Origin of the sequence: Cupriavidus sp. USMAA2-4, assembly GCF_001854305.1 — a bacterium.
In the GTDB taxonomy this organism is placed as follows: Bacteria; Pseudomonadota; Gammaproteobacteria; order Burkholderiales; family Burkholderiaceae; genus Cupriavidus; species Cupriavidus malaysiensis.
Map to the genome: position 1 here is coordinate 890,219 of NZ_CP017749.1, position 19,702 is coordinate 909,920.

General features: G+C 70.4%; 17 protein-coding genes. 5 read left to right on the plus strand and 12 right to left on the minus strand.

Annotated features, from left to right (window positions below):
- Positions 1-63 precede the first annotated feature (63 nt).
- The gene (locus BKK79_RS24070) at positions 64-885 is read left to right on the plus strand and encodes a dienelactone hydrolase family protein (protein WP_071039071.1); all 822 of its coding nucleotides are present in this window, start codon (positions 64-66) and stop codon (positions 883-885) included.
- 31 nt (positions 886-916) lie between these two features.
- Here BKK79_RS24070 and BKK79_RS24075 read toward each other — a convergent pair whose 3' ends face one another.
- The 4 genes from BKK79_RS24075 to BKK79_RS24090 all read right to left on the minus strand — a co-directional run bounded on the left by BKK79_RS24075 (position 917) and on the right by BKK79_RS24090 (position 3,469).
- Positions 917-1,846, minus strand: a complete 930-nt coding sequence (locus BKK79_RS24075; RefSeq protein ID WP_071039072.1) for a LysR family transcriptional regulator — start codon at positions 1,844-1,846, stop codon at positions 917-919.
- A 41-nt stretch (positions 1,847-1,887) separates the two neighbouring features.
- A complete protein-coding gene (locus BKK79_RS24080; RefSeq protein WP_071040331.1) occupies positions 1,888-2,160 on the minus strand; it encodes a cupin domain-containing protein in 273 nt (90 codons plus the stop codon).
- A gap of 81 nt (positions 2,161-2,241) precedes the next feature.
- Positions 2,242-2,769 (minus strand): GNAT family N-acetyltransferase, encoded by a 528-nt coding sequence (locus BKK79_RS24085; protein WP_071039073.1) that lies wholly within the window; start codon positions 2,767-2,769, stop codon positions 2,242-2,244.
- Between the two features lie 109 nt (positions 2,770-2,878).
- Positions 2,879-3,469 carry a helix-turn-helix domain-containing protein gene (locus BKK79_RS24090; protein ID WP_071039074.1) on the minus strand — a complete coding sequence of 197 codons (591 nt, stop codon included), beginning with the start codon at positions 3,467-3,469 and terminating at the stop codon, positions 2,879-2,881.
- A gap of 269 nt (positions 3,470-3,738) precedes the next feature.
- On the opposite strand from BKK79_RS24090, the gene BKK79_RS24095 reads away from it, so the two are divergent.
- The gene (locus BKK79_RS24095) at positions 3,739-4,170 is read left to right on the plus strand and encodes a GNAT family N-acetyltransferase (protein ID WP_071039075.1); all 432 of its coding nucleotides are present in this window, start codon (positions 3,739-3,741) and stop codon (positions 4,168-4,170) included.
- Positions 4,171-4,179: 9 nt separating this feature from the next.
- On the opposite strand, the gene BKK79_RS24100 is transcribed toward BKK79_RS24095, so the two are convergent.
- From BKK79_RS24100 to BKK79_RS24130, 7 genes are all read right to left on the minus strand, one after another.
- Positions 4,180-5,058 carry an SMP-30/gluconolactonase/LRE family protein gene (locus BKK79_RS24100; protein WP_071039076.1) on the minus strand — a complete coding sequence of 293 codons (879 nt, stop codon included), beginning with the start codon at positions 5,056-5,058 and terminating at the stop codon, positions 4,180-4,182.
- Positions 5,055-5,822: an SDR family NAD(P)-dependent oxidoreductase gene (locus BKK79_RS24105; RefSeq protein WP_071018020.1), complete on the minus strand. Its 768-nt coding sequence runs from the start codon at positions 5,820-5,822 to the stop codon at positions 5,055-5,057. The genes BKK79_RS24100 and BKK79_RS24105 overlap by 4 nt, the downstream gene beginning before the upstream one ends.
- Before the next feature lie 110 nt (positions 5,823-5,932).
- Positions 5,933-7,750 (minus strand): sulfatase family protein, encoded by a 1,818-nt coding sequence (locus BKK79_RS24110; RefSeq protein ID WP_084085108.1) that lies wholly within the window; start codon positions 7,748-7,750, stop codon positions 5,933-5,935.
- An 83-nt stretch (positions 7,751-7,833) separates the two neighbouring features.
- Positions 7,834-9,051 carry a formylglycine-generating enzyme family protein gene (locus BKK79_RS24115; protein WP_442873285.1) on the minus strand — a complete coding sequence of 406 codons (1,218 nt, stop codon included), beginning with the start codon at positions 9,049-9,051 and terminating at the stop codon, positions 7,834-7,836.
- 124 nt (positions 9,052-9,175) lie between these two features.
- The gene (locus tag BKK79_RS24120; RefSeq protein WP_084085110.1) at positions 9,176-10,432 is read right to left on the minus strand and encodes a porin; all 1,257 of its coding nucleotides are present in this window, start codon (positions 10,430-10,432) and stop codon (positions 9,176-9,178) included.
- Positions 10,433-10,516: 84 nt separating this feature from the next.
- On the minus strand, positions 10,517-12,688 hold the full coding sequence (locus BKK79_RS24125; RefSeq protein ID WP_198173393.1) for a beta-glucosidase family protein: 2,172 nt from the start codon (positions 12,686-12,688) through the stop codon (positions 10,517-10,519).
- 109 nt (positions 12,689-12,797) lie between these two features.
- On the minus strand, positions 12,798-14,216 hold the full coding sequence (locus BKK79_RS24130; RefSeq protein WP_084085112.1) for an MFS transporter: 1,419 nt from the start codon (positions 14,214-14,216) through the stop codon (positions 12,798-12,800).
- Between the two features lie 247 nt (positions 14,217-14,463).
- Here BKK79_RS24130 and BKK79_RS24135 point away from each other — a divergent pair, with 247 nt between their 5' ends.
- Positions 14,464-15,084 (plus strand): TetR/AcrR family transcriptional regulator, encoded by a 621-nt coding sequence (locus BKK79_RS24135; RefSeq protein WP_071018014.1) that lies wholly within the window; start codon positions 14,464-14,466, stop codon positions 15,082-15,084.
- 44 nt (positions 15,085-15,128) lie between these two features.
- Here the strand turns inward: BKK79_RS24135 and BKK79_RS24140 are convergent, their stop codons facing one another.
- Positions 15,129-16,565 carry a sigma-54 interaction domain-containing protein gene (locus BKK79_RS24140; protein ID WP_071022101.1) on the minus strand — a complete coding sequence of 479 codons (1,437 nt, stop codon included), beginning with the start codon at positions 16,563-16,565 and terminating at the stop codon, positions 15,129-15,131.
- Positions 16,566-17,096: 531 nt separating this feature from the next.
- Between BKK79_RS24140 and BKK79_RS24145 the strand changes: the two genes are divergently transcribed.
- Positions 17,097-18,497, plus strand: a complete 1,401-nt coding sequence (locus BKK79_RS24145) for a GntP family permease (RefSeq protein WP_071018012.1) — start codon at positions 17,097-17,099, stop codon at positions 18,495-18,497.
- A gap of 23 nt (positions 18,498-18,520) precedes the next feature.
- Positions 18,521-19,315 carry a 3-hydroxybutyrate dehydrogenase gene (locus tag BKK79_RS24150; protein ID WP_071018011.1) on the plus strand — a complete coding sequence of 265 codons (795 nt, stop codon included), beginning with the start codon at positions 18,521-18,523 and terminating at the stop codon, positions 19,313-19,315.
- The last annotated feature ends 387 nt before the right edge of the window (positions 19,316-19,702 follow it).

Genomic DNA, 19,702 nt, shown 5'->3' on the forward strand with positions numbered 1-19,702 from the left:
AACGCTCCAATACAAGCAGCGCGCCAGCCGGCGCGCCCATGCCATCCACCAGGAGACAGACCGATGGAAACGCCCCGAGACCCGCAGGCCGACGATCCGCTCGACGACTTCGAACCGCGCCGCATCACGCTGGACGGCGTGAGCAAAGTCGTGCACGTGACCGGCAGTGGCCCCGCCGTGATCGTGATGACCGAGATGCCGGGCATCAGCCCGCAGGTGGCGCGCTTCAGCCGCTGGGTGCGCGCGGCCGGCTTCACCGTCTACATGCCCTCGCTGTTCGGGCGCGACGGCGCGCTGCCGCAGGTCGAGGAGGGCATCGCCACCTTCCGCCGGGCCTGCGTCAGCGCCGAGTTCCGCGCCCTGGCGGGCGGCGCGCCGAGCCCGGCCATGCAGTGGCTGCGCGCGCTGGCGCGGCTGGCGCACGCGCAATGCGGCGGCCCCGGGGTCGGCGCCATCGGCATGTGCTTCACCGGGAATTTCGCCTTGTCGATGATGCTGGAGCCGGCCATGCTGGCGCCGGTGATGTGCCAGCCCTCGCTGCCGCTCGACGACCCGGCCGGCACCGGCATGGCGCCGGACGAACTGGCGGCGGTGCGGGAGCGCCTGGAGCGCGAGGACCTGACCGTGCTGGCCTACCGCTTCGACGGCGACCGCCACTGCCGGGCCCAGCGCTTCGCCGCCTTCCGCGAGGCGCTGGGCGAGCGCTTCGTCGCGCGCGTGCTGCCGGACAGCGCCGCCCATCCGGCCCCGCCGCCTTTCTTCGCCCAGGTGGTAGGCAGCCCGCACAGCGTGGTGACCGCCCACCTGATCGACGAAGCGGGACAGCCGACGCTGCGCGCGCGCGACGAGATCCTGTCGTTCTTCGCACGCCGCCTCGGCGGCTGAGCCGGCGGTGGCGCCCCGGACCCGCCAGCGCTCAGGGCACCGCCGCGGCCTGCCCGGTCGGCCCCGGCAGCTGCGCAAGGAAATCGAGGAAAGCCGCGATGCGGCGCGAACCGCGCTGGCTGGGCAGGTAAAGCGCGGTGATGGCGGAGGTGGCCTGGTTCGGATTGACCGTCCAGTCCGCGAACAGCGTGCTGAGCCGCCCGGCCTCGATGTCGCCGTCCACCATCCAGTCCGGCAGCAGGGCGATGCCGCTGCCGGCCAGGGCGAGTTCGTGCAGCACCTCGGCATTGTTGCTGCGCGAGCGCCCGCCGACCGGCACCTGGATGGCCTCGTCGCCGCACCCGAAGGTCCACACCTGCTGGCTGGCCCCATAGCTGAAGCGCAGGCACTCGCGACCGGCGTCGGCCAGGTCGGCGGGCGCCGCCGGGATGCCGTAGCGCGCCAGGTAGGCCGGACTCGCCACCACGCGCCGGCGGAACACGCCGATCTCGCGCGCGACCACGTCGTCGTAGGAGGCCGCGCTGCCCAGGCGGATCGACACGTCGATACGCTCGCGCAGCAGGTCGACGATCTCATCGGTCATGGTCACCTCCAGTTCGAGCTGGGGGTAGCGCGCCATGAACCCGGCCAGGAAGGGCGCGATGCAACGCCGGCCGAAGGCCACCGGCAGCGAAACGCGCAACTGCCCCACCGGGGCATCGCCGCGGTCGGCGACCAGCGCGTCGGCCTCGGCCACCGCCTCCAGGATGCCGCGCGCACGCTGGTAGTAGGCCGCGCCGGCCTCGGACAGCGTGACCTGGCGCGTCGAACGGTTGAGCAGCACCGCGCCGAGTTCCGCCTCCAGTCCGTCGAGCGTGCGGGTGACGGAGGAGGTGGCCACCTCCAGGCGCCGTGCCGCCGCGGAAAAGCCGCGCGCGTCCACGGTTTCGACGAACATCTTCAGGGCCAGCAGTTTGTCCATGTGCGGTAAGGGGAGGAAAGAAATGCCACCAGGCAGGCGCCTCAGCGGCGGCCGACCAGGGACTGCACGCCCTGCACGCCCTGCGCGCCATAGCGCTCGGCATGCGGCTGGCCGGCCTCGAGGTGGAACACGTCGCCGGCACGGTACAGCCGCTCCTCGCCGGCGGCAAGGAGTTCGATCTCGCCCGAGAGGATCAGCGCCTTGGCCTCGAAGGAGTGGCTGTGCTCTGCCAGCGCGCCGGCCTCGCGCGTGACCAGCACGAATTCGCTGTAGCCCTCCTGCGTCAGGGCCTGGACAAAGGCTTCACGTTCCATGGCGATGTCCTCGTACAATGGCGGCGCGCCATCATGGGCGACAGTCTGACAGGTTTCCCTGACCGGTGTCTCAGCCACGTCCTAGGCAAGCTGCTTGTGGAAAAAGGTGGTGCCGCACAAGCTGCCGTCCGGCATCAGCGCGTAGTTCGGCACCGTGCCGACACGCAGCCAGCCGGCGCGCTCGTAGAGCCGCTCGGCATCGCCGCCGGTGACGGTATCGAGCACCAGCACCGACTTGCCGGCCGCGCGGGCCGCCTCGTCGAGCGCCGCCATCAGGCGCCGGGCCACGCCGCGGCGCCGCGCCCGGCGGCACACCAGCATCTTCGCCACGTCGGCGCGGTGGGGCTGGTTCTCCGGCTGCGCGGTGATCAGCTGCACGGTGCCGAGGATCTCGCCCTGCGCGTCCTCGGCCACCAGCAGGATGCGCTCGCCACGCGCCACGCCCTGCGCCACGCCTTGCCAGAAGGCCTGCGCGGTGGCGCGGGAGAGCGGCAGCATGAAGCTGACCGAGGCGCCACCTTCGACGCAATCGATCAGCACGTCGGCCAGCGCGCCGGCGCGGCCGGCTGCCTCCTCGGCGCCGAGCCGGCGCAGGACGATGGATTCCATGGCGGGTTCCCTGGTGGTGTTCATAGTGGGGTCCATAGTGGGGTCCGTGGTGGATGCGCAGGGCATGGCCGGGGCGATGTGTTGGCGCCGGGTTCTCGCCGGCGCGCCCTCAGCGGCCGCGCGGATCGTGGAAGGGTTGCTTGCTCAGCGCCACCAGGTAGCGCGCCGCCCTGCGCCCGGGATTGTGGAAAACGATGGGACGGTCCAGCCGCATCGCCAGGCAGTCGCCCGCCTCGAGCCGCCACGGCGCGTCGCCGACCCGCAACTCCATCACCCCTTCCAGCATCCAGAGCTGCTGGTGCAGATCGCTGTCACGCATGCCGGTGTCGTAGGCCACGCGCTGCCCCGGCGGGAACTGCACCTCGACCAGCTGGATCGGCGACGGCACGGCAGGCGACAGGTTGCGCCGCACATAGCCGGATTCCGGGTCGGTCCAGAGCGCCTGTTCGCGCGAGCGGGACAGCGGCGACGGCTCGGCCGCCCCATCGTCCGGCGCCGGCTCGAACAACGACGCCAGCGCAACGCCGAGCGCCGTGGCCAGCCGCTCCAGCACCACGGCGGTGGGGCTGCTGGCGCCGCGCTCGATCAGCGAGATGGTGGAGCGGCTTACCTTGCTGCGCTCGGCGAGCGCCTCCAGCGACCAGCCCTGCGCATCGCGCAGCGCGCGTACGCGGGACGCGATGGTGGCATTGATATCCATGGTTTCCAGTTTATTGGAATAATTATCCAGTAAACTAGATGAACTGCCGCTCCGCTGTCAAGATGCCGGGCTCCGTCCGCCCCATGCCATGCCTGCCCGCGCGCGCAGGACGGGGCCGGCGGGATCGCGGGCGGGCGTGGCGCTACCATGGTACGCCAGCGCCACGCCCGCCTGGCCGCGTGCCATGGCCACGACAGGCAGCGGCAGGCAGCGGCAGGCAGCGGCAGGCAAGAGTTGCCTTCGACGCGTCCTCACCCACACGGACCCTCATGCCCATCGACATCTCCACCGACCGGGATCGCCTCGACATCCCGATGATCCATGACTTCCTGTCGAACCGCTCGACCTGGGCGCGCGGCATCGACCTGGACACCGTGCAACGGTCCATCCGCCACGCGCTGTGCTTCGGCGCCTACGACACCGCCACGGGTCGGCAGGTCGGCTTCGCCCGCGTCATCACCGACCAGGCCACCTTCGCCTACCTGGTCGACGTATTCGTGCTCGAAACCCACCGCGGCCAGGGCGTGTCGCGCCGGCTGATGGAGGCCGTGATGGCCTGCCCGGCGCTGGCGCGGCTGCGCCGCTTCACCCTGGTCACGTCGACCGCGGCGGGGCTCTACGCCCGCTTCGGCTTCACGCCGCTGCACGCGCCCCAGGCGCATATGGAGATCCTGCGGCCGGACGTGTACCGCCAGGGCTGAGCCAGGCGTTCAGGGCCAGGCGCGGCAGATCCCCTGCGGCAGGCCGGCCACGGGTGCCCGGAACGCGAACAGGCCGCCGGCCAGCGGCTGCCGCTGCAGGGCCTCGGCGCCAAGTCCCTTGCGCGCGGTGGTGACGTAGACGGTCCGGAGGTCGTCTCCGCCGAAGGCCAGCTTGGTGACCTGGTCGCAAGGCAGGCGCACGGTGCCGGCCAGGCGGCCATCGGCGGACCAGCGCTCGATCCGCGCCCCGCCGAAGATGGCGATCCACAGGCAGCCATCGGCATCGACCGCCATGCCGTCCGGATACCCCTCGCCGCAAGGCCGGGCAAATACCCGCCTGCGCGACAGGGCGCCATCCGGCCCGACATCGAAGGCATAGACCTGGCGCGCAACGGTGTCGCCGTGGTACAGCGTGCGCCCGTCGGGGCTCATGGCGGGGCCGTTGGTGATGACATAGCCCTGGTCGCGGCACATCAGCCTGGCGTCGTCGCCGAGCTGGTAGAGGGACCCGCTCGCGGCCGACTCGCCATCGTCCATGGTGCCGAACCAGAGCCGCCCGGCGGGATCGACGAAACCGTCGTTGATGCGGTTCCCCGGCAGCTCCGGCTCGACTTCCAGCAGCTTGCGGCACGAGCCGTCGGCCGGATCGAAGCGGTAGAGCCCATGCTGCATGCCGCACAGGAACGAGCCGTCGGCGAACGGCAGCAGAAAGCCCGGCCGGCCGGCGAGCGGCCAGGTCGTGGTGGCGCCCGTCGCCACGGCCAGGCGATGGATGCTGCCGCCCAGGATGTCGACGAAGTAGAGCGCGCCGGACTCACGGTGCCAGACCGGGCCCTCGCCGAGGCCGGCAGCGAGCGGCCACAGGCAGGTGGGATGGATGCCGTTCATAGGCCGAATGTCCCTGCGTCGACGAAGTACTCCCGTCCCGAGCAGCAGCCGGCATCGTCCGACGCCAGGAACAGCGCCATGGCCGCCACATGCCGCGGTTCGATGCGCACCGGCAGGCACTGGCCCTGCATCAGCCGCGCCTCGCTCTCCGGCGTCTGCCACAGCTGCATCTGGCGCGGCGTGCGCACCGCGCCGGGGACGATGCAGTTGACGCGGATGCCATCACGGCCGAGGTCGCGCGCCAGCCCGCGCGTCAGGCCCTCGATGCCGGCCTTCGCCGTCATGTAGGCGGCAAGGTCCGGCACGGCCACATGCCAGGAAGCCGATCCCATATTGAGGATGACGCCGGCCTGCGCCGTGCGCATGCTGGCCGCCGCCAGCTGGGCGCAGAAGAACTGGTGGCGCAGGTTGACGGCCATGCAGTCCTCCCAGACGGCGGGCGTGATGGCCTCGACCCGATGCCGGTCGTCCCGGCCGGCGTTGTTGACCAGCACGCCGATCGGCGCGCCGTCGCGCGCGATGCGGGCGAAAACCGCCGCGGTGGCGTCCAGGTCGCGCAGGTCGCAGACGTGGCAGGTGATAGGCAGGCCCTCGGCGGCCAGTGCCTGCCGCAGGCGCGCGGTGTCCGCCTCGCTGATATCGATGCAGTGGACGCGCGCGCCCTGCTGCGCGAAGGCGCTCACCATTTCCGCCCCGATGCCGCTGCCGCCGCCCGTGACGACGACGGTCTTGTCCCGCAGGCCGGGGTAAATCGCATAAGACATCCGACTCTCCACTCTCTCCATGTTTTTCAGGCTCTCCATGCATCGATGCGGCGCAAGCGCAGGCCGGACGCCCGGGGGCGTCCGGCGCACCGGCGATCCGCCGGCACGCCTCAGTCCTGCCCGGGCGCCGACGTCTTGCCGTCGACGTAGTCGATGCGCGCCGGCGCATAGCCGATGCGCATCGCATTGACGTGCAGGATCTCGCCCGGCTTCAGCGCGATGACTTCGTTGTCGTAGACGGTCCATGCCTGCGGCACCGGCCGCATGTCGCCGACCTTGGCGAAGCCCTTGCCGAGCATCTCGCCGGCGAGGCGCTCGTAGTCCCAGCTCTGCACCACATGCCGGGGCGGAACCTGCGCGGCGCCCGGGCGTTCGATCCAGTAGCCGATGGATGCCCCCGGCGTGGCGCAGGCGATCCGCACGCCGCCGCCCGCCTCGGCCACCTCGCGGACCTCTGGCAGCGCGGTGGCGGGCGGCTTGTCGCCGCCCAGCCACATCTGCTTGAGCATGTCGCGCTCGGGAATGCCGCCCATGTCGCCATAGCGGGCCGTCCAGTCATGGAAGGCTTGCCGCAGTTCCTCCAGCTTGGCCCGGTAGCGCGGATCGTCCGCCAGGTTGTGCAGTTCCCACGGATCGCGCTCGGCGTCGTAGAGCTCTTCCACCGGCTTGGGCCCGAACCACGCCGCGGTGGCGGCCGGCAGCGTGCCGTCCGCCTTGCGCTGCAGGATGTCGCGCATCATGGGCAGCATCAGGCGGAACTTGAGGTCCTGGTAGTAGGGCCGCTCCGGCATGTAGTTGTAGAGATAGCGGTAACGTCCGTCGCGCACCATCCGCACCCGGTCGTACTCGGTATCCATGCGGTCGCGCGCGGCGAACACGTAGCGGCGCGCCACCTTGGCCCGCTGCGCGCCGAGGAAGGCCTGGCCCTGCATATAGGCCGGGACCGGCACGCCGGCGAGAGAGAGCACCGTGGGCGCGAGATCGACCCCGCTGACCAGCTCGCGGGCGCGCGTGCCGGCGTGCGCGCCGCCGGGAAAGCGCACGATGAGCGGCACATGCGTGCCGCGCTCCAGGTTCTCGCGCTTCATCCACGGCAGGTTGCCGCCGTTGTCGGAGAAGAAAAAGATGATGGTGTTGTCGTACAGGCCATCTTCCTTGAGCATCCGGATCAACTCGCCGACCTGGTCGTCCATCATCCGGATATTCGTGTACATGCGGGCGATGTCGCCCCGCACCGCAGGCGAGTCCGGAAAGATCGGCGGCACGGCGACCTGGGCGGGATCCACGCGCAGCGGATCCTTGCGCAGTGCCACCATGGACTCGTGGGTCAGGAAGAAGTTGAAGACGGAGAAGAACGGCTTTCCGGCCGGGCGGTTGCGGAAGGAGGCGGCGGGGCCGTTCTCGTCCCACACCGTGACCGGCGCTTCGAACTGATAGTCCTGCTTCTGATTGTTGGAGGTGTAGTAGCCCGCCTTGCGCAGGTACTCGGGGAAGGCCTTGACCTGCTCGGGCAGCACCACGGAATAGGTCGCCGGTATGCCGTCCGGCTTCGGCGCCATGGCGCGCCCGGGAATCTGGATTTCACCGGGGCCCGTGCGCATGTGCTGCGCGCCCACCGAGGTCGGGTACATGCCGGTGATCAGGGCGGCGCGCGCGGGCGCGCACACCCCCGCGGCCTGGTAGGCGTGGGTGTACAGCACGCCCTCCCTGGCGAGCCGGTCGATGTTCGGCGTCATCGCTTCCCGGTCGCCGTAGGCGCCGAGGAAAGTGGTGATGTCTTCCACCGTGATCCACACAATGTTCGGCCGGGCCGGCTGCGGGCCTGGCTGCGCGGGCAGCGTGCCGGCATGCGCGGCGGGCAGCAGCATGCTGCCCAGGGCCAGGACCAGGCGCAGGACGCCCTGGTGCGTTCGTTTCGGTAAGGGCATAGCGCCTCCTCGAGATTGAGACGGTGCGGCGGGCGGGGCCCTGCCGCGTTGATGCGGGGGTTGATGCGGGGATTGATGCGGGCTCAGGGCATCGCGGCGGCCAGCACGGCGGGCGCTGCGGGCGCGCTGGCCGGCCGCGCCGGATGCCAGGCCTGCTGGTCCATCACCAGCCGGAAGCCCAGGTGCGACATGCTGCTGTACGGGTCGGTCCCGCGCCGGGCACTCGGGCGATAGCTCAGGCAATAGTCCTGGTTGCACAGGAAGGAGCCGCCGCGGATCACCCGCCGGGGCGCGTGCTCGGGCACGCCGGGCTCGGAAGGATCCCAGCTGTCGCCGGGGCCGTGCGGATCGACCGCGGCCGCAGCGTCCGCCGCGGCCCGCGCGAACTGGTCGGCGCGGTACCAGTCGGCCACCCATTGCCAGGCGTTCCCCGTCATGTCGTAGAGTCCATAGCCGTTGGCGGGGAACGTGCCGGCGGCGCTGGTGCCGGCGGCGCCGCCGGCCTTGGGACTGATCACGGGAAAGGGCTGCGCCTGCTGCCCTTGCCAGACGTTGGCCATCTGCCTGCCGTCCGGGGCGAAGCTGTCGCCCCAGGCGTAGGTCGCCTGCTCCAGGCCTCCGCGCGCCGCGAACTCCCATTCCGCCTCGGTCGGCAAGCGCTTGCCCGCCCACCTGGCATAGGCCTCGGCGTCCTCATAGGACACCTGCACGACGGGGTGGTCGCCCTTGCCCTCGATCGAGCTGCCCGGTCCCTGCGGATGGCGCCAGTCCGCGCCCGGCACGTAGCGCCACCAGCGCGAGTAGTCCTGCAGCGGCACCGGGTGCTCCGTGCCGACGAAGACGAGGCCGCCGGGCACCAGCGCGCCGGTGGGCGGAGGCGGCGTGCCCGGCGGCAGCTGTACCTTGATCGTGTCCCAGTCCGGTGTCCTCTGCGCGGTGGTGACATAGCCGGTGGCCGCCACGAAGGCACTGAACTCGTCGTTGGTCACGTGGTGCCGGTCCATCCAGAATCCGTGCACGCGCACCGTGTGCGCCGGACGCTCGTTGTCCTGCGCGAGCGGGCTGTCGCTGCCCATGCGGTAGGCGCCGCCGGGTACCCAGGCCATCCCGCGCGGGCCATGGACGCCATCGCCGAGGATGACCTGGGGCGCGGCCCCGGCCGCGGCGGGCGCCGCCGTGCCGGCTCGCGTGGCGAACATGGCGGCGGCCGCGCCGGCCGCTGCCAAGACGATGGCGGCGCCGATCCATCGCGCCGGGCGTAGCTGCCTGGAGAACATAACGTTGCGGTTTCCGTGTTGCATGATGTCTATCCTCGCGGCGCCCGGCCTGCCGCGTCAATCGAGCCGATCGAACCGATCGAGCCCGCCGCGCGAGCGATGGCCCGCATACCATGTCCTTCCCCGCCCATTTCAATGATTCAGTGGACTAGAACTTGTGGCGGATACCCATGGCCGCGCCGATCTGGCTGTTGCTGCCCGGCGTCAGGTAAGCGCCGTTGGCAAAGCTGATTGCCGCCGAATCGAAGTTCAGGCCGGAGTTCTTCACATAAGCGACCGTCAGATAGACGTCGGTGCGCTTGGAGAAGGCGTAGTCCGCAATCAGGTTCACCTGCCACGGGTTGACCGGATTGAGCGCCGGCTGCACCGCGTTCGTGCGCAGGATCTTCTGATTGTCGTAGTAGTACGCAAGGCTCAGCGACAGCGCCGAAGTCAGGTCGTGGTTGACACCGACCCACCAGAAATCGTCGCGCAGCAGCGTGTTGCCGCCCGCGTCCTTGTTCTGGCCCCAGCGGTAGCCTGCCACGAACTTCGTGCGCGGCAGGTAGTAGGCAAAGGCCAGCGCCGCCTTCTTCACCGTGCCGGGGCTGCCGGCCGTTGCGGCGGGGTTCCACTGGTCATAGCTGGCCGTCACGCCGAAGCGGTTGTCCAGGTACATCGCGCCCGCGCCGTAGGCGGTGTTGTCCCTGGCGTGGCCCGGCGTCTCGCCCGCGCCCTGCCCCGCGAGCGGCGTCAGCCCGAAGGCCGGTGTGCCGACGCCGAAGCTGTAGTGGGCCTTGACCGTCACCGGCCCCTTGACCGCCTGGTAGCTGATCACGTTGTCCTGCCCGTAGGTCGTGCCCAGCAGCGCAACGATCGGCTCGAACAGCAGGGCATACTTGCTCGGCGAGAAGTTGCCCAGCATGGTGAACATGGTCGTGTCCTGCCGGCCGAGCGCGATCTGGCCGAGACGGTCGCTCTGCAGGCCGACATAGGCCTTGCGCCCGAACAGGCGCCCGCCCTGCAGCGACTGGCCGGTGTCGGCACCGAAGCCGCTCTCGAGCACGAACAGCCCCTGCAGGCCGCCCCCGAGATCTTCGACGCCGCGCAGGCCCCAGCGCGACCCCGACAGCCCGCCGTTGGTCTCCATGCCGAACTTGTTCCCGCCCGGCTTCGATGTCACGGCGCCGGTGACCGGGTTGATCGTCGGTGCGCTGCCGGCCAGGTGATTGATGTATTCGATCGGCACGTCGATCACACCGTACAGGGTCACGCCGGACTGCGCGTGCGCGACGCCGGCGGCCGATGCCAGCAAGGCCGCGCCGGCCAGGGACTTGGGCCACTTGCGCAATGCGGGCGATGCGGGCGATGCGGGCGATGCGGGCGACTTCGTGGACTGGGGAAACCTGATGATCGTCTTCTGCATGATTCTCCTCCTCTTGCTTTGTTCTGGTATGTGCGGGCCCGGCGTGGCGGCGGCGCGCAGGGCGCGGCACCGCCGCCATGGGACTCAACGGCCGAAGGTCCGCCCCTCGAGCTCGGCATCGCCATGCAGGACGAGCTCCCCGGCGGAGCGCCCGAGCGCGAGGCGGTAGCGGCCGGCGTCGATGCGCCAGTGCGCCTCGGCGGCCTGGAAGCGCGCGAGCAGGCGCGCATCGGCGCGCACGCTGACGCGCGCGGACTCCCCCGGACGGAGGAAGACGCGCTGGAAGCCGAGCAAGCGCATGCGCACGTCGCCGGCCGCTTCCGTCAGGTACAGCTGAGGCACGTCCGCACCCTCGTGCGCCCCGGTGTTGGTCACCGTGAAGGTCGCCGTGACGGTCTCGCCGGCATCGATGCGCAGGTCGGCGTAGGCGAACCGGGTGTAGCTCAGTCCATGGCCGAAGGCGAACAGCGCCTGCCTGTCCGTGCGGGCGAACCAGCGGTACCCGACCTCGGCGCCCTCGTGGTAGTGCACGCGGATGGGCGTGCCCAGTTCGACGTCGGCACCCGGCAGGCGCGGATGGGGGGTCTGCTCGACGCTGGCCGGGAACGTGACCGGCAGGCGCCCGGACGGGTTGACGTCGCCCGCCAGCACCTCGGTCATGGCCTGCGCTCCCGCCTGCCCCGGATACCAGGCCTGCACGATGGCCCGTACCTTGGCGTGCCACGGCATCGCCACCGGATTGCCGGTCTGCAGCACGACGATGACGTTGTCATGGACGCTCGCGAGCGCGTCGATCAGGGCGTCCTGCCCGAACGGCAGGGTCATGTCCGGGCTGTCGAAGCGCTCACCCTCGTGCCGGATCGCATGCACGATGACGGTGTCGCAACGCCTGGCCAGCGCCACCGCCTCGGCGATATGCGCGCCGCTGTCGTAGGACACGGCCGCTTCCGGGAAGCGCTGGCGCAGCGCCGCCAGTGGCGACGGCCCGAACAGCCGCATGGTGGTGGGCCCCAGCAAGGGATGGCTGCGTGCGGGGATCTGCGCCGCATAACCGGCGGGCGGCATGACCTGGCTCGAGCCGTCGCCGGACAGCACGCCGGCCTGGGCATAGCCGCCGATCACGGCGATCCTGCCCTTGCCCGGCGCCAGCGGCAGCGCCTCCCGCTCGTTCTTCAGCAGCACGATGCCCTGGCGCGCCGCTTCCAGCGCCACGCCGTGATGCGCGGCGAAGTCGACCGGCCCGCAGGGGCGTTCCTGGTCGATGCCCACCGCATAGTAGGAGCGCAGCATGCGCCGGACCATCTCGCTGATGCGCGCCTTGGGCACCTTGCCATCCTCGTACGCTTGCCGCAGCGGCCCGTTGAACCACTCCTGCGCATCGAGCTGCGCGCCGGAATGCTGGTCGAGCCCGTTCAGGGCGAACTCCCAGCCGTACACGGCCAGCCAGTCCGACATCACCCAGCCCTTGAAGCCCATCGCGTCCTTGAGCGTCTCCTGCAGGAGGGCGCGATTGCCGCAGGCATAGGCGCCGTTGACGAGGTTGTACGCCCCCATCAAGGCACCCGGCTCGCTTTGCTCGATGGCGATCTGGAAGGCCAGCAGGTCGCTCTCGCGATGCGCGGCCGGATCGATGACGGCATCCAGGAAGAACTTGTTGGTTTCGCTGGCGTTGAGCGAGACGTGCTTGAGCACCGCGAGCACGCCTTCCTCCTGCGTGCCGCGGACCATGCCGGCCCCCACCAGGCCGGACAGCAGGGGATCTTCGGAGACGTATTCGAAGTTCCTGCCGTTGCGCACCTCGCGCACCAGGTTGATGCCGCCGCCCAGCGCCACGTTGAAGCCGCGCGCGCGCGCCTCCTTGCCGATCACGCAGCCGATGGTCCGCGCCAGCGCCGGATTGAAGCTCGCGCCCAGCGCGAGAGCGGCGGGAAAGGCGGTGGCACCGTCGCCCTGGCCGCCGGTGTGGCGCAGCCCCAGGCTCGCATCCGCCATCTTCAGGGACGGGATGCCGAGACGAGGCACGCCGCTGGTGTAGCCCGCGATGACGGGCAGTTCCGCCGGCACGCGCGGCTCCCTCTCGGTGCGGCCGAAGACCCGCACCATCAGGCTGTACAGCAGCGAGAAGCGTTCGTCGTCTGTCATGCGCGACTCGGTCTCGCTGGCGCGCAGGTCGGGATCGGCGCGGGAGGAGCAGGAAGCCGCGGCAGGCGGGGACGACGGCATGGCTTCCCTGCCGGGAGGATGAAGTTCGGGCATCGGGTGGTTCCGGGTTGGAATGGCTGCGCCAAGGGCGCGAGAGTCCGAGCGCGCGGCGGGGACCGCGCGGTCAACGAAGAAACGGAGGTTCAGGGGAAGGTCGCGGCGATCAGGGCGCGGCGCCGGCAGCGGCCCGGCGCCGCCCCAGTTCGTGCAGCAGATCCCGATGCATGCCCGGCGTCACCGGGTAGAAGTAGGCGAACACCATGCCCACCACGAGCAGCGCCATCGGCCCCTGCCACAGCATGGCCCAGATGCCGTCGAGGGTCGCCGGCGCCTGGGCCTGGTTGGCGGCGAAGCCGAGCGCGCCGAGCAGGTGGCCGACGCCGCCGACGGCGATGGCGAGCGCGCCCTTCTGCGCGAAGGCGATCACGCCGAAGATCGTGCCTTCGCCGCGGATGCCGGTGCGCCACTCCCCGTACTCCACGGTGTCGGGAATCATGGCCCACGACGCCAGCAGGGTGGCGGCGCTGGCGAAGCCGATCACGCCCAGCAGCAGCAGCAAGGCGGGCACACCCGGCGTGCCGAGCGCGCCGAGCACGGCATAGGCGCCGATGGCAAGCCCGCCGCCGGCCAGGGCCACCAATCGCTTCGACGTGCGCCGCATCAGCCATGCCCACAGCGGCACGGCGATGAAGACCTGGAGTGCGACCACGCCGAGCGCGGTGCCGATCAGGTCTTCCCGGTGCAGGGCGTACTTCAGCACATAGGGCAGTGTCTTGGACAGGAAGGTACCGGCGGCCATGAGCGCGACCGACATGCCGCAGACCAGCAGGAAGGCGCGGTTGCGCAGCACCACCGCCAGGGCGTCGCGCACGGAGAGGGTGTGCGCATCGGCTTGCACGCGCTCCTCGGTGGAAAGGAAGGTCAGCAGGAAGACCGGCAGCGACACCACCGCGTACAGGGTCATCACCGCCAGGAAGCCCTGCTTCTCGTCGCCCGCGCCGAACCCATGCACCAGCTTCAGTGTCAGCAGCGCCACCAGCAGGCCGGCGCTGCTGGCGCAGACCATGCGGGCGGCGGCCAGGCCGCCGCGCTCCTGGCTGCTGCGCGTCAGCGTCGCCATCAGCGAGTTATAGGGCATCGACAGGACGGTGTAGGCGGTGCGGAACAGCATGTGCGTGCCCAGCACCAAGGCGAGCAGGCGATCGCCGGTGGCCGCGCTCGGATAGAACATCGCGATGAAACTGAGCGCGAGCGGGATGCAGCCGAACAGCAGGTAAGGCCGATAGCGGCCCCAGCGGGTGCGCGTGCGGTTGGCGAGGAAGCCTGCCACCGGATCGCACAGCGCGTCCCACAGCATGGCGGCGCCGAAGATCCACCCCGCCGTGGCCGCGGACAGCCCGACGACGTCCGTGTAGTAGTACAGGAGGTACAGGGTGGTCGCCTGCCAGTACAGGTTGAAGGCGAAATCGCCGATGCCGAAGCCGAGCTTCGTGCGCAGCGTGAGCCTGTCGCCGCCGGCCGGCAAGGCGGCCGGGGCCTCCGGCCGGGCCGGCGACGTTACCGAGTCGAGATTTGCAGCCATCGTTCCACGCCCCTCGCCCGCAAGCGATCCCGGCGAGCAGCGTCTCCCCCTGGAAACCGCTGCGCCATCCGCCGTAAAATTATCCACTCGGATAATTTATCAACGGCGCGCCGGAAGCGTCAAGCGAGCGCGGCTCAGTACAATCCCTGAAACGACGCCGTGCGGCGCCACGCGATACGCTCCAGGCCGCGGCGCAGATCGCCTGGACGATCGCGCCATCCGGCGTGAACCCCTGAGGAATCTGTAGATGCGCACTGCCAGGCAGGCACAACAGGAACGAAGTGAACAGACGCGAGCCCAGATACTCGGCATCGCCCTGGAGCAGTTCTCGACACGTGGTTTCGATGCAGTCAGCCTGCGCGAGATCGCGGAGATGGCCGGCGTCAATCACGCCATGATCCGCTACTACTTCGGCGACAAGGAAAGCCTCTGGCGTGAGAGCGTCACCTACCTGTTCGAGCGCTTCGCGCAGGAACTGGAGCCGCCCCGGCCCGGTCCGCAGGGCTACGCCCTGGAGGCGGTGCAGGAGTACATCCGCAACTATGTGCGGTATTGCGCGCGCCATCCCGAGCACGCGCGCCTGATGATGCAGGAGGCCAATCGCGACTCCGAGCGCTTGCAGTGGATGGCGCAGGCCTTCATCCGCCCGCGCCACGACCTGACCGTGCCGCTGATCGAGGTCGTCAGCCGGCAGACCGGCGGACTCGCGCGGATCGATCCGGTGATGCTGCTGTACATGGTGACCGCCATCGCCCAGGTTCCCTACCTGCTCACCGCCGAAATGAAATATGCGCACGGCATCGACGCCTTGCGCGAGAAGACCATCGAGGCGCATTGCGAGGCCGTGCTGGCCTTCATCTTCCGCTGAAGGCCGGCGCGCACCGGCGCGGGCCGGCGCGGGCCGGCGCGGGCTCAGGCGCGGCTGCCCGCCGCCGGCGCCGCCGGGGAGGCGCCGGCATCGATACCCAGCGCGGCGATCTTCTTGTACAGCGTGGCGCGCCCGATGCCGAGCGCACGGGCGGCTTCCGCCACGCGGCCGCCGGCGGCGCGCAGCGCCTCGGCCAGCAATTGCCGCTCGAAGGCTTGCATCGCCGCCTCGTAGCGCAGCGGCGCGGCCTCGGCGGGCGGCGCCGGTTCGTCCTCCATGGCGGCTTGCGGCAACACCTCGCTGCCGCGCCCGTCGCCGACGAAGCGCGCCAGCGCGCGCGCGTCGATGCGCTCGCTGTCGGACAGCATCACGGCACGCTCCAGCGTATTGCGCAGCTCGCGCACATTGCCCGGCCAGCGATAGGCGCACAGCAGCCGCAACGCGGCCTCGTCCAGTTCCAGGTGGCCGGCCTCGCGCTGGGTGGCGAGCTTGTCGAGGATGGCATAGGACAGCGCCTCGATATCGCCCGGACGCTCGCGCAGGGGCGGCACGTGGATGGTCAGCACGTTGAGGCGGTAGTACAGGTCGGCGCGGAACCTGCCCTGTGCCACCAGCGCCGGCAGGTCGGCCGAGGTGGCGGCGATGATGCGCGCATCGGCGCGCACGATGCGGTTCGAACCCAGCGGCTCGAACTCCTTGTCCTGCAGCACGCGCAGCAGCTTGCCCTGCAGCGGCAGCGGCATGTCGCCGATCTCGTCGAGGAAGAGCGTGCCGCCGTGCGCCAGCTCGAACTTGCCGACCCGCCCCTTGCGGTCGGCGCCGGTATAGGCGCCGGCGGCCGCGCCGAAGAACTCCACTTCGAGCAGCGCGTCGGGGATGGCGGCGACGTTGACGGTGACCAGCGGCTGGTCGGCGCGCGCCGAGGCGCCGTGGATCGCATGCGCCAGCAGTTCCTTGCCGGTGCCGGTCTCGCCCAGCAGCAGCACCGGCGAGTCGAGCTGCGCGGCGCGCCGGGCCAGGCGCTTGGTCTCCAGGCTGGCGGCGCTGGTACCGACGAAGCTGGAGAAGGTGTACTTGGCGCGGCGCGCCTGCGCCAGCGACTGCCGCGTGGCGATCAGTTCGGCCTGCAGGCGCGAGTACTGGCTGAACAGCGGCGTCAGCGCACGCAGCTCGTCGAACAGAGCGAAGCCGACCGCGCCGATGGTCTGGCCCTGGCCGTCCTTGATCGGCAGGCGCGTGACCACCAGCGGATCGCGGCCGCTCTCCAGGATGTCGAGCAGGATGGGCTCGCCGCTGGTCACGACCTCGCGCATCAGGCTGTTGGGGATGACCGCCTCGCAGTCGCGGCCGATGGCGTCGCGCGGGTCGGTAAAGCCGAAGCGTGCGGCGTAGAGCCGGTTGATCCAGACGATGCGCGCGTCGCGGTCGACCACCACGGTGCCCTCGCTGGAACGGTCGAGCGTGTCGAACAGCGTCTGCATGGCCAGCTTCCTGACGTGGCCGTAGTCGGCCAGCAGCGTGCCGCTGTCACCGCCGGGGTCGATGCCGATGCTGCCGTCGGCGCCGCTGGCGGCGTCGTTGCGCGGAAGATCCATTGTTTTGTCTCGAAGGGGGTCGCGTATCGCTGGCGACCTCGAATTCTCTGGTTGGAGACAATGCGGTCTCGATCTCGAGACAGCATTGCAGCCCTGTCATGCGGGAGACATGACGGGCTTTTAGGCTTCATCGCGTGCTTCGCGGCGGGGCCCCGCCGCGCGGCGTGGCTGCGGGTGCGCCGGCGGACGTCTCCATTTGGAGACAAATTGTACCTGCCGCCGGCCCGCGCCCCGCGCGCGCGGCCGCCGGCAGGCGCCGAGACACCGCCCCGATGCCTGCCAGGCCGCGCCAGGCAAGGCTTTGCGGGCAAGTGGCACGCTTCGTGCGATGCCACGCCGCCGCACGGCGCGACGTACGCCGCGTGCCATCCCTTCCCCCGACAACGTGTCCGCACGGACCATCCGATTGGAGACAAGATGTCCTTCATCATCGTGATCGCCGCCCTGGCGTTCCTGATGCTGGTCGCCTACCGCGGCTATAGCGTGATCCTGTTCGCCCCCGTCGCCGCCCTCGGCGCCGTCCTGCTGATCGACCCCGGCGCCGTGGCACCGGTGTTCTCCGGCATCTTCATGGAGAAGCTGGTCGGCTTCGTCAAGCTGTACTTCCCGGTGTTCCTGCTGGGCGCGGTGTTCGGCAAGGTGATCGAACTGTCCGGCTTCTCCGAGTCGATCGTCGCCGCGGCGATCAAGTACATCGGCCGTTCGCGCGCCAACGCGGTCATCGTGGCCGTGTGCGCGCTGCTGACCTATGGCGGCGTGTCGCTGTTCGTGGTGGTGTTCGCGGTCTATCCCTTCGCCGCGGAACTGTACCGGCAGAGCAATATCCCCAAGCGGCTGATGCCGGGCGCGATCGCCCTCGGCGCCTTCAGCTTCACCATGGATTCGCTGCCGGGCACGCCGCAGATCCAGAACATCATCCCCACCACCTTCTTCAAGACCACCGCCTGGGCGGCGCCCCTGCTGGGCACCATCGGCGCGGCCTTCATCGTGGTGGTCGGCCTGTCCTACCTGGAATGGCGCCGCCGCGCGGCGGCCGCGCGCGGCGAAGGCTATGGCGATTCGCTGCTGAATGAACCGGAGCGGGTCGATTCGACCGACCTGCCCAATCCGGTGCTGGCGATCGCTCCGCTGATCCTGGTCGGCGTGGCCAACTTCGCGCTGACCAAGCTGATCCCGCAGTGGTACGGCGACCAGTACACGGTGGATCCGTCGATACTGCCGGGCGTGCACGCTCCGCTGAACGTGTCGATCAAGGGCGTGGTGGCGATCTGGGCCGTCGAGGGCGCGCTGCTGCTCGGCATCCTGCTGGTGATGCTGACCGCCTTCGGCCGCGTGCGCGACCGCTTCGCCAACGGCACCAAGACCGCCGTCTCCGGCGCCCTGCTGGCCACGCTGAACACCGCGTCCGAATACGGCTTCGGCGGTGTCATCGCGGCGCTGCCGGGCTTCCTGGTGGTCGGTGACGCATTGAAGAGCATCCCGAACCCGCTGGTCAACGCCGCCGTCTCCGTCTCGACCCTGGCCGGCATCACCGGCTCGGCGTCGGGCGGCATGAGCATCGCGCTGGCCGCGATGTCGGACACCTTCATCAAGACCGCGCAGGAAATGCAGATTCCGCTGGAGGTCCTGCACCGCGTGGTCGCCATGGCCAGCGGCGGCATGGATACGCTGCCGCACAACGGCGCGGTCATCACCCTGCTGGCGGTGACCGGCCTGTCGCACCGCGAGTCCTATCGCGACATCTTCGCGGTCACGCTGATCAAGACGCTCGCCGTGTTCTTCGTCATCGCCACCTTCTATGTGACCGGCCTGGTCTGATCACGCACAGGATCCCCACCCTCATGACTACCTCCCCCTCTTCCGCCCCGCTCGCGGGCAAGACCGCCCTCGTCACCGGCTCCACCAGCGGCATCGGCCTCGGCATCGCCAAGGCGCTGGCGCAGGCCGGCGCCAACCTCGTGCTGAACGGCTTCGGCGACGCCGCCGGCGCACTGGCGCAGATCGAGGCGCTGGGCGTGCGCGCCGCGCACCACGGCGCCGACATGAGCCGCCCCGCCGAGATCGAGGCCATGCTGGCCTTCGCGGCGCAACGCTTCGGCGCCGTCGACATCCTCGTCAACAACGCCGGCATCCAGTTCGTCGCCCCCATCGAGGACTTCCCCGCCGAGCGCTGGGACGCCGTCATCGCCATCAACCTGAGCGCCACCTTCCACGCCATGCGCGCCGCGCTGCCGGCGATGCGCCAGCGCGGCTGGGGCCGCGTGATCAACATCGCCTCGGTGCACGGCGTGATCGCTTCGGCCGGCAAGTCCGCCTACGTGGCGGCCAAGCACGGCGTGATCGGCCTGACCAAGGTGGCCGCGCTGGAAACCGCGCGCACCGGCATCACCGTCAACGCGATCTGCCCCGGCTGGGTGCTGACGCCGCTGGTGCAGCAGCAGATCGACGCCCTCGCCGCGCGCGAGGGCCTGACAGTGGAAGCAGCCTCGGTGAAGCTGCTGGGCGAGAAGCAGCCTTCGGCGCAGTTCGTCACGCCCGCGCAGATCGGCGCGCTGGCGGTGTTCCTGTGCTCCGACGCCGCCAGCGAGATGCGCGGCGCGGAACTGAAGATCGACGGCGGCTGGACCGCGCAGTAAGGCAGGCGGCTGCAGCAGGCGGGCGCGCGCCGCGCGCTCCCTGCCTGCCGCGCACGCCACCCGGCAGGCGCATGCGCTCGGTGCATTTGATGTAGCCCTCGATGCACACCGGCGCTTCCCCCCGCGCTTGCGCGACCTGATCCTCTCTCCCCGCCCCCGGGCGCACACTGCGCCCGCGCAGGCATCCTCGGCGCACCTCGCCTCCCTCCCCGAGTGCATGAAAAAAACGGCGCCCCCGACCCGGGGGCGCCGTAAAGCGGTGCGGGGAAGCACTTACGCTATGCCGGCCAGGCCGGCACCCGTGCAATAACGGCCGGCACCGGGCCGCATTGAGCGCCGAGGCGGCGCCACGGGCCCGCCTGCGGCACGATGTCGCAGGCTGCCGCC

Excerpts from the sequence above, each read along its gene's own strand:
- BKK79_RS24135 (WP_071018014.1), top strand. The coding sequence starts at position 14,464 with ATGCGCACTGCCAGGCAGGCACAACAGGAACGAAGTGAACAGACGCGA.
- BKK79_RS24120 (WP_084085110.1), bottom strand. The coding sequence starts at position 10,432 with ATGCAGAAGACGATCATCAGGTTTCCCCAGTCCACGAAGTCGCCCGCA.
- BKK79_RS24130 (WP_084085112.1), bottom strand. The coding sequence starts at position 14,216 with ATGGCTGCAAATCTCGACTCGGTAACGTCGCCGGCCCGGCCGGAGGCC.
- BKK79_RS24140 (WP_071022101.1), bottom strand. The coding sequence starts at position 16,565 with ATGCAGACGCTGTTCGACACGCTCGACCGTTCCAGCGAGGGCACCGTG.
- BKK79_RS24110 (WP_084085108.1), bottom strand. The coding sequence starts at position 7,750 with ATGCCCTTACCGAAACGAACGCACCAGGGCGTCCTGCGCCTGGTCCTG.
- BKK79_RS24085 (WP_071039073.1), bottom strand. The coding sequence starts at position 2,769 with ATGGAATCCATCGTCCTGCGCCGGCTCGGCGCCGAGGAGGCAGCCGGC.
- BKK79_RS24070 (WP_071039071.1), top strand. The coding sequence starts at position 64 with ATGGAAACGCCCCGAGACCCGCAGGCCGACGATCCGCTCGACGACTTC.
- BKK79_RS24075 (WP_071039072.1), bottom strand. The coding sequence starts at position 1,846 with ATGGACAAACTGCTGGCCCTGAAGATGTTCGTCGAAACCGTGGACGCG.
- BKK79_RS24080 (WP_071040331.1), bottom strand. The coding sequence starts at position 2,160 with ATGGAACGTGAAGCCTTTGTCCAGGCCCTGACGCAGGAGGGCTACAGC.
- BKK79_RS24090 (WP_071039074.1), bottom strand. The coding sequence starts at position 3,469 with ATGGATATCAATGCCACCATCGCGTCCCGCGTACGCGCGCTGCGCGAT.
- BKK79_RS24105 (WP_071018020.1), bottom strand. The coding sequence starts at position 5,822 with ATGTCTTATGCGATTTACCCCGGCCTGCGGGACAAGACCGTCGTCGTC.
- BKK79_RS24150 (WP_071018011.1), top strand. The coding sequence starts at position 18,521 with ATGACTACCTCCCCCTCTTCCGCCCCGCTCGCGGGCAAGACCGCCCTC.
- BKK79_RS24095 (WP_071039075.1), top strand. The coding sequence starts at position 3,739 with ATGCCCATCGACATCTCCACCGACCGGGATCGCCTCGACATCCCGATG.
- BKK79_RS24115 (WP_442873285.1), bottom strand. The coding sequence starts at position 9,051 with ATGCAACACGGAAACCGCAACGTTATGTTCTCCAGGCAGCTACGCCCG.
- BKK79_RS24125 (WP_198173393.1), bottom strand. The coding sequence starts at position 12,688 with ATGCCCGAACTTCATCCTCCCGGCAGGGAAGCCATGCCGTCGTCCCCG.
- BKK79_RS24100 (WP_071039076.1), bottom strand. The coding sequence starts at position 5,058 with ATGAACGGCATCCATCCCACCTGCCTGTGGCCGCTCGCTGCCGGCCTC.
- BKK79_RS24145 (WP_071018012.1), top strand. The coding sequence starts at position 17,097 with ATGTCCTTCATCATCGTGATCGCCGCCCTGGCGTTCCTGATGCTGGTC.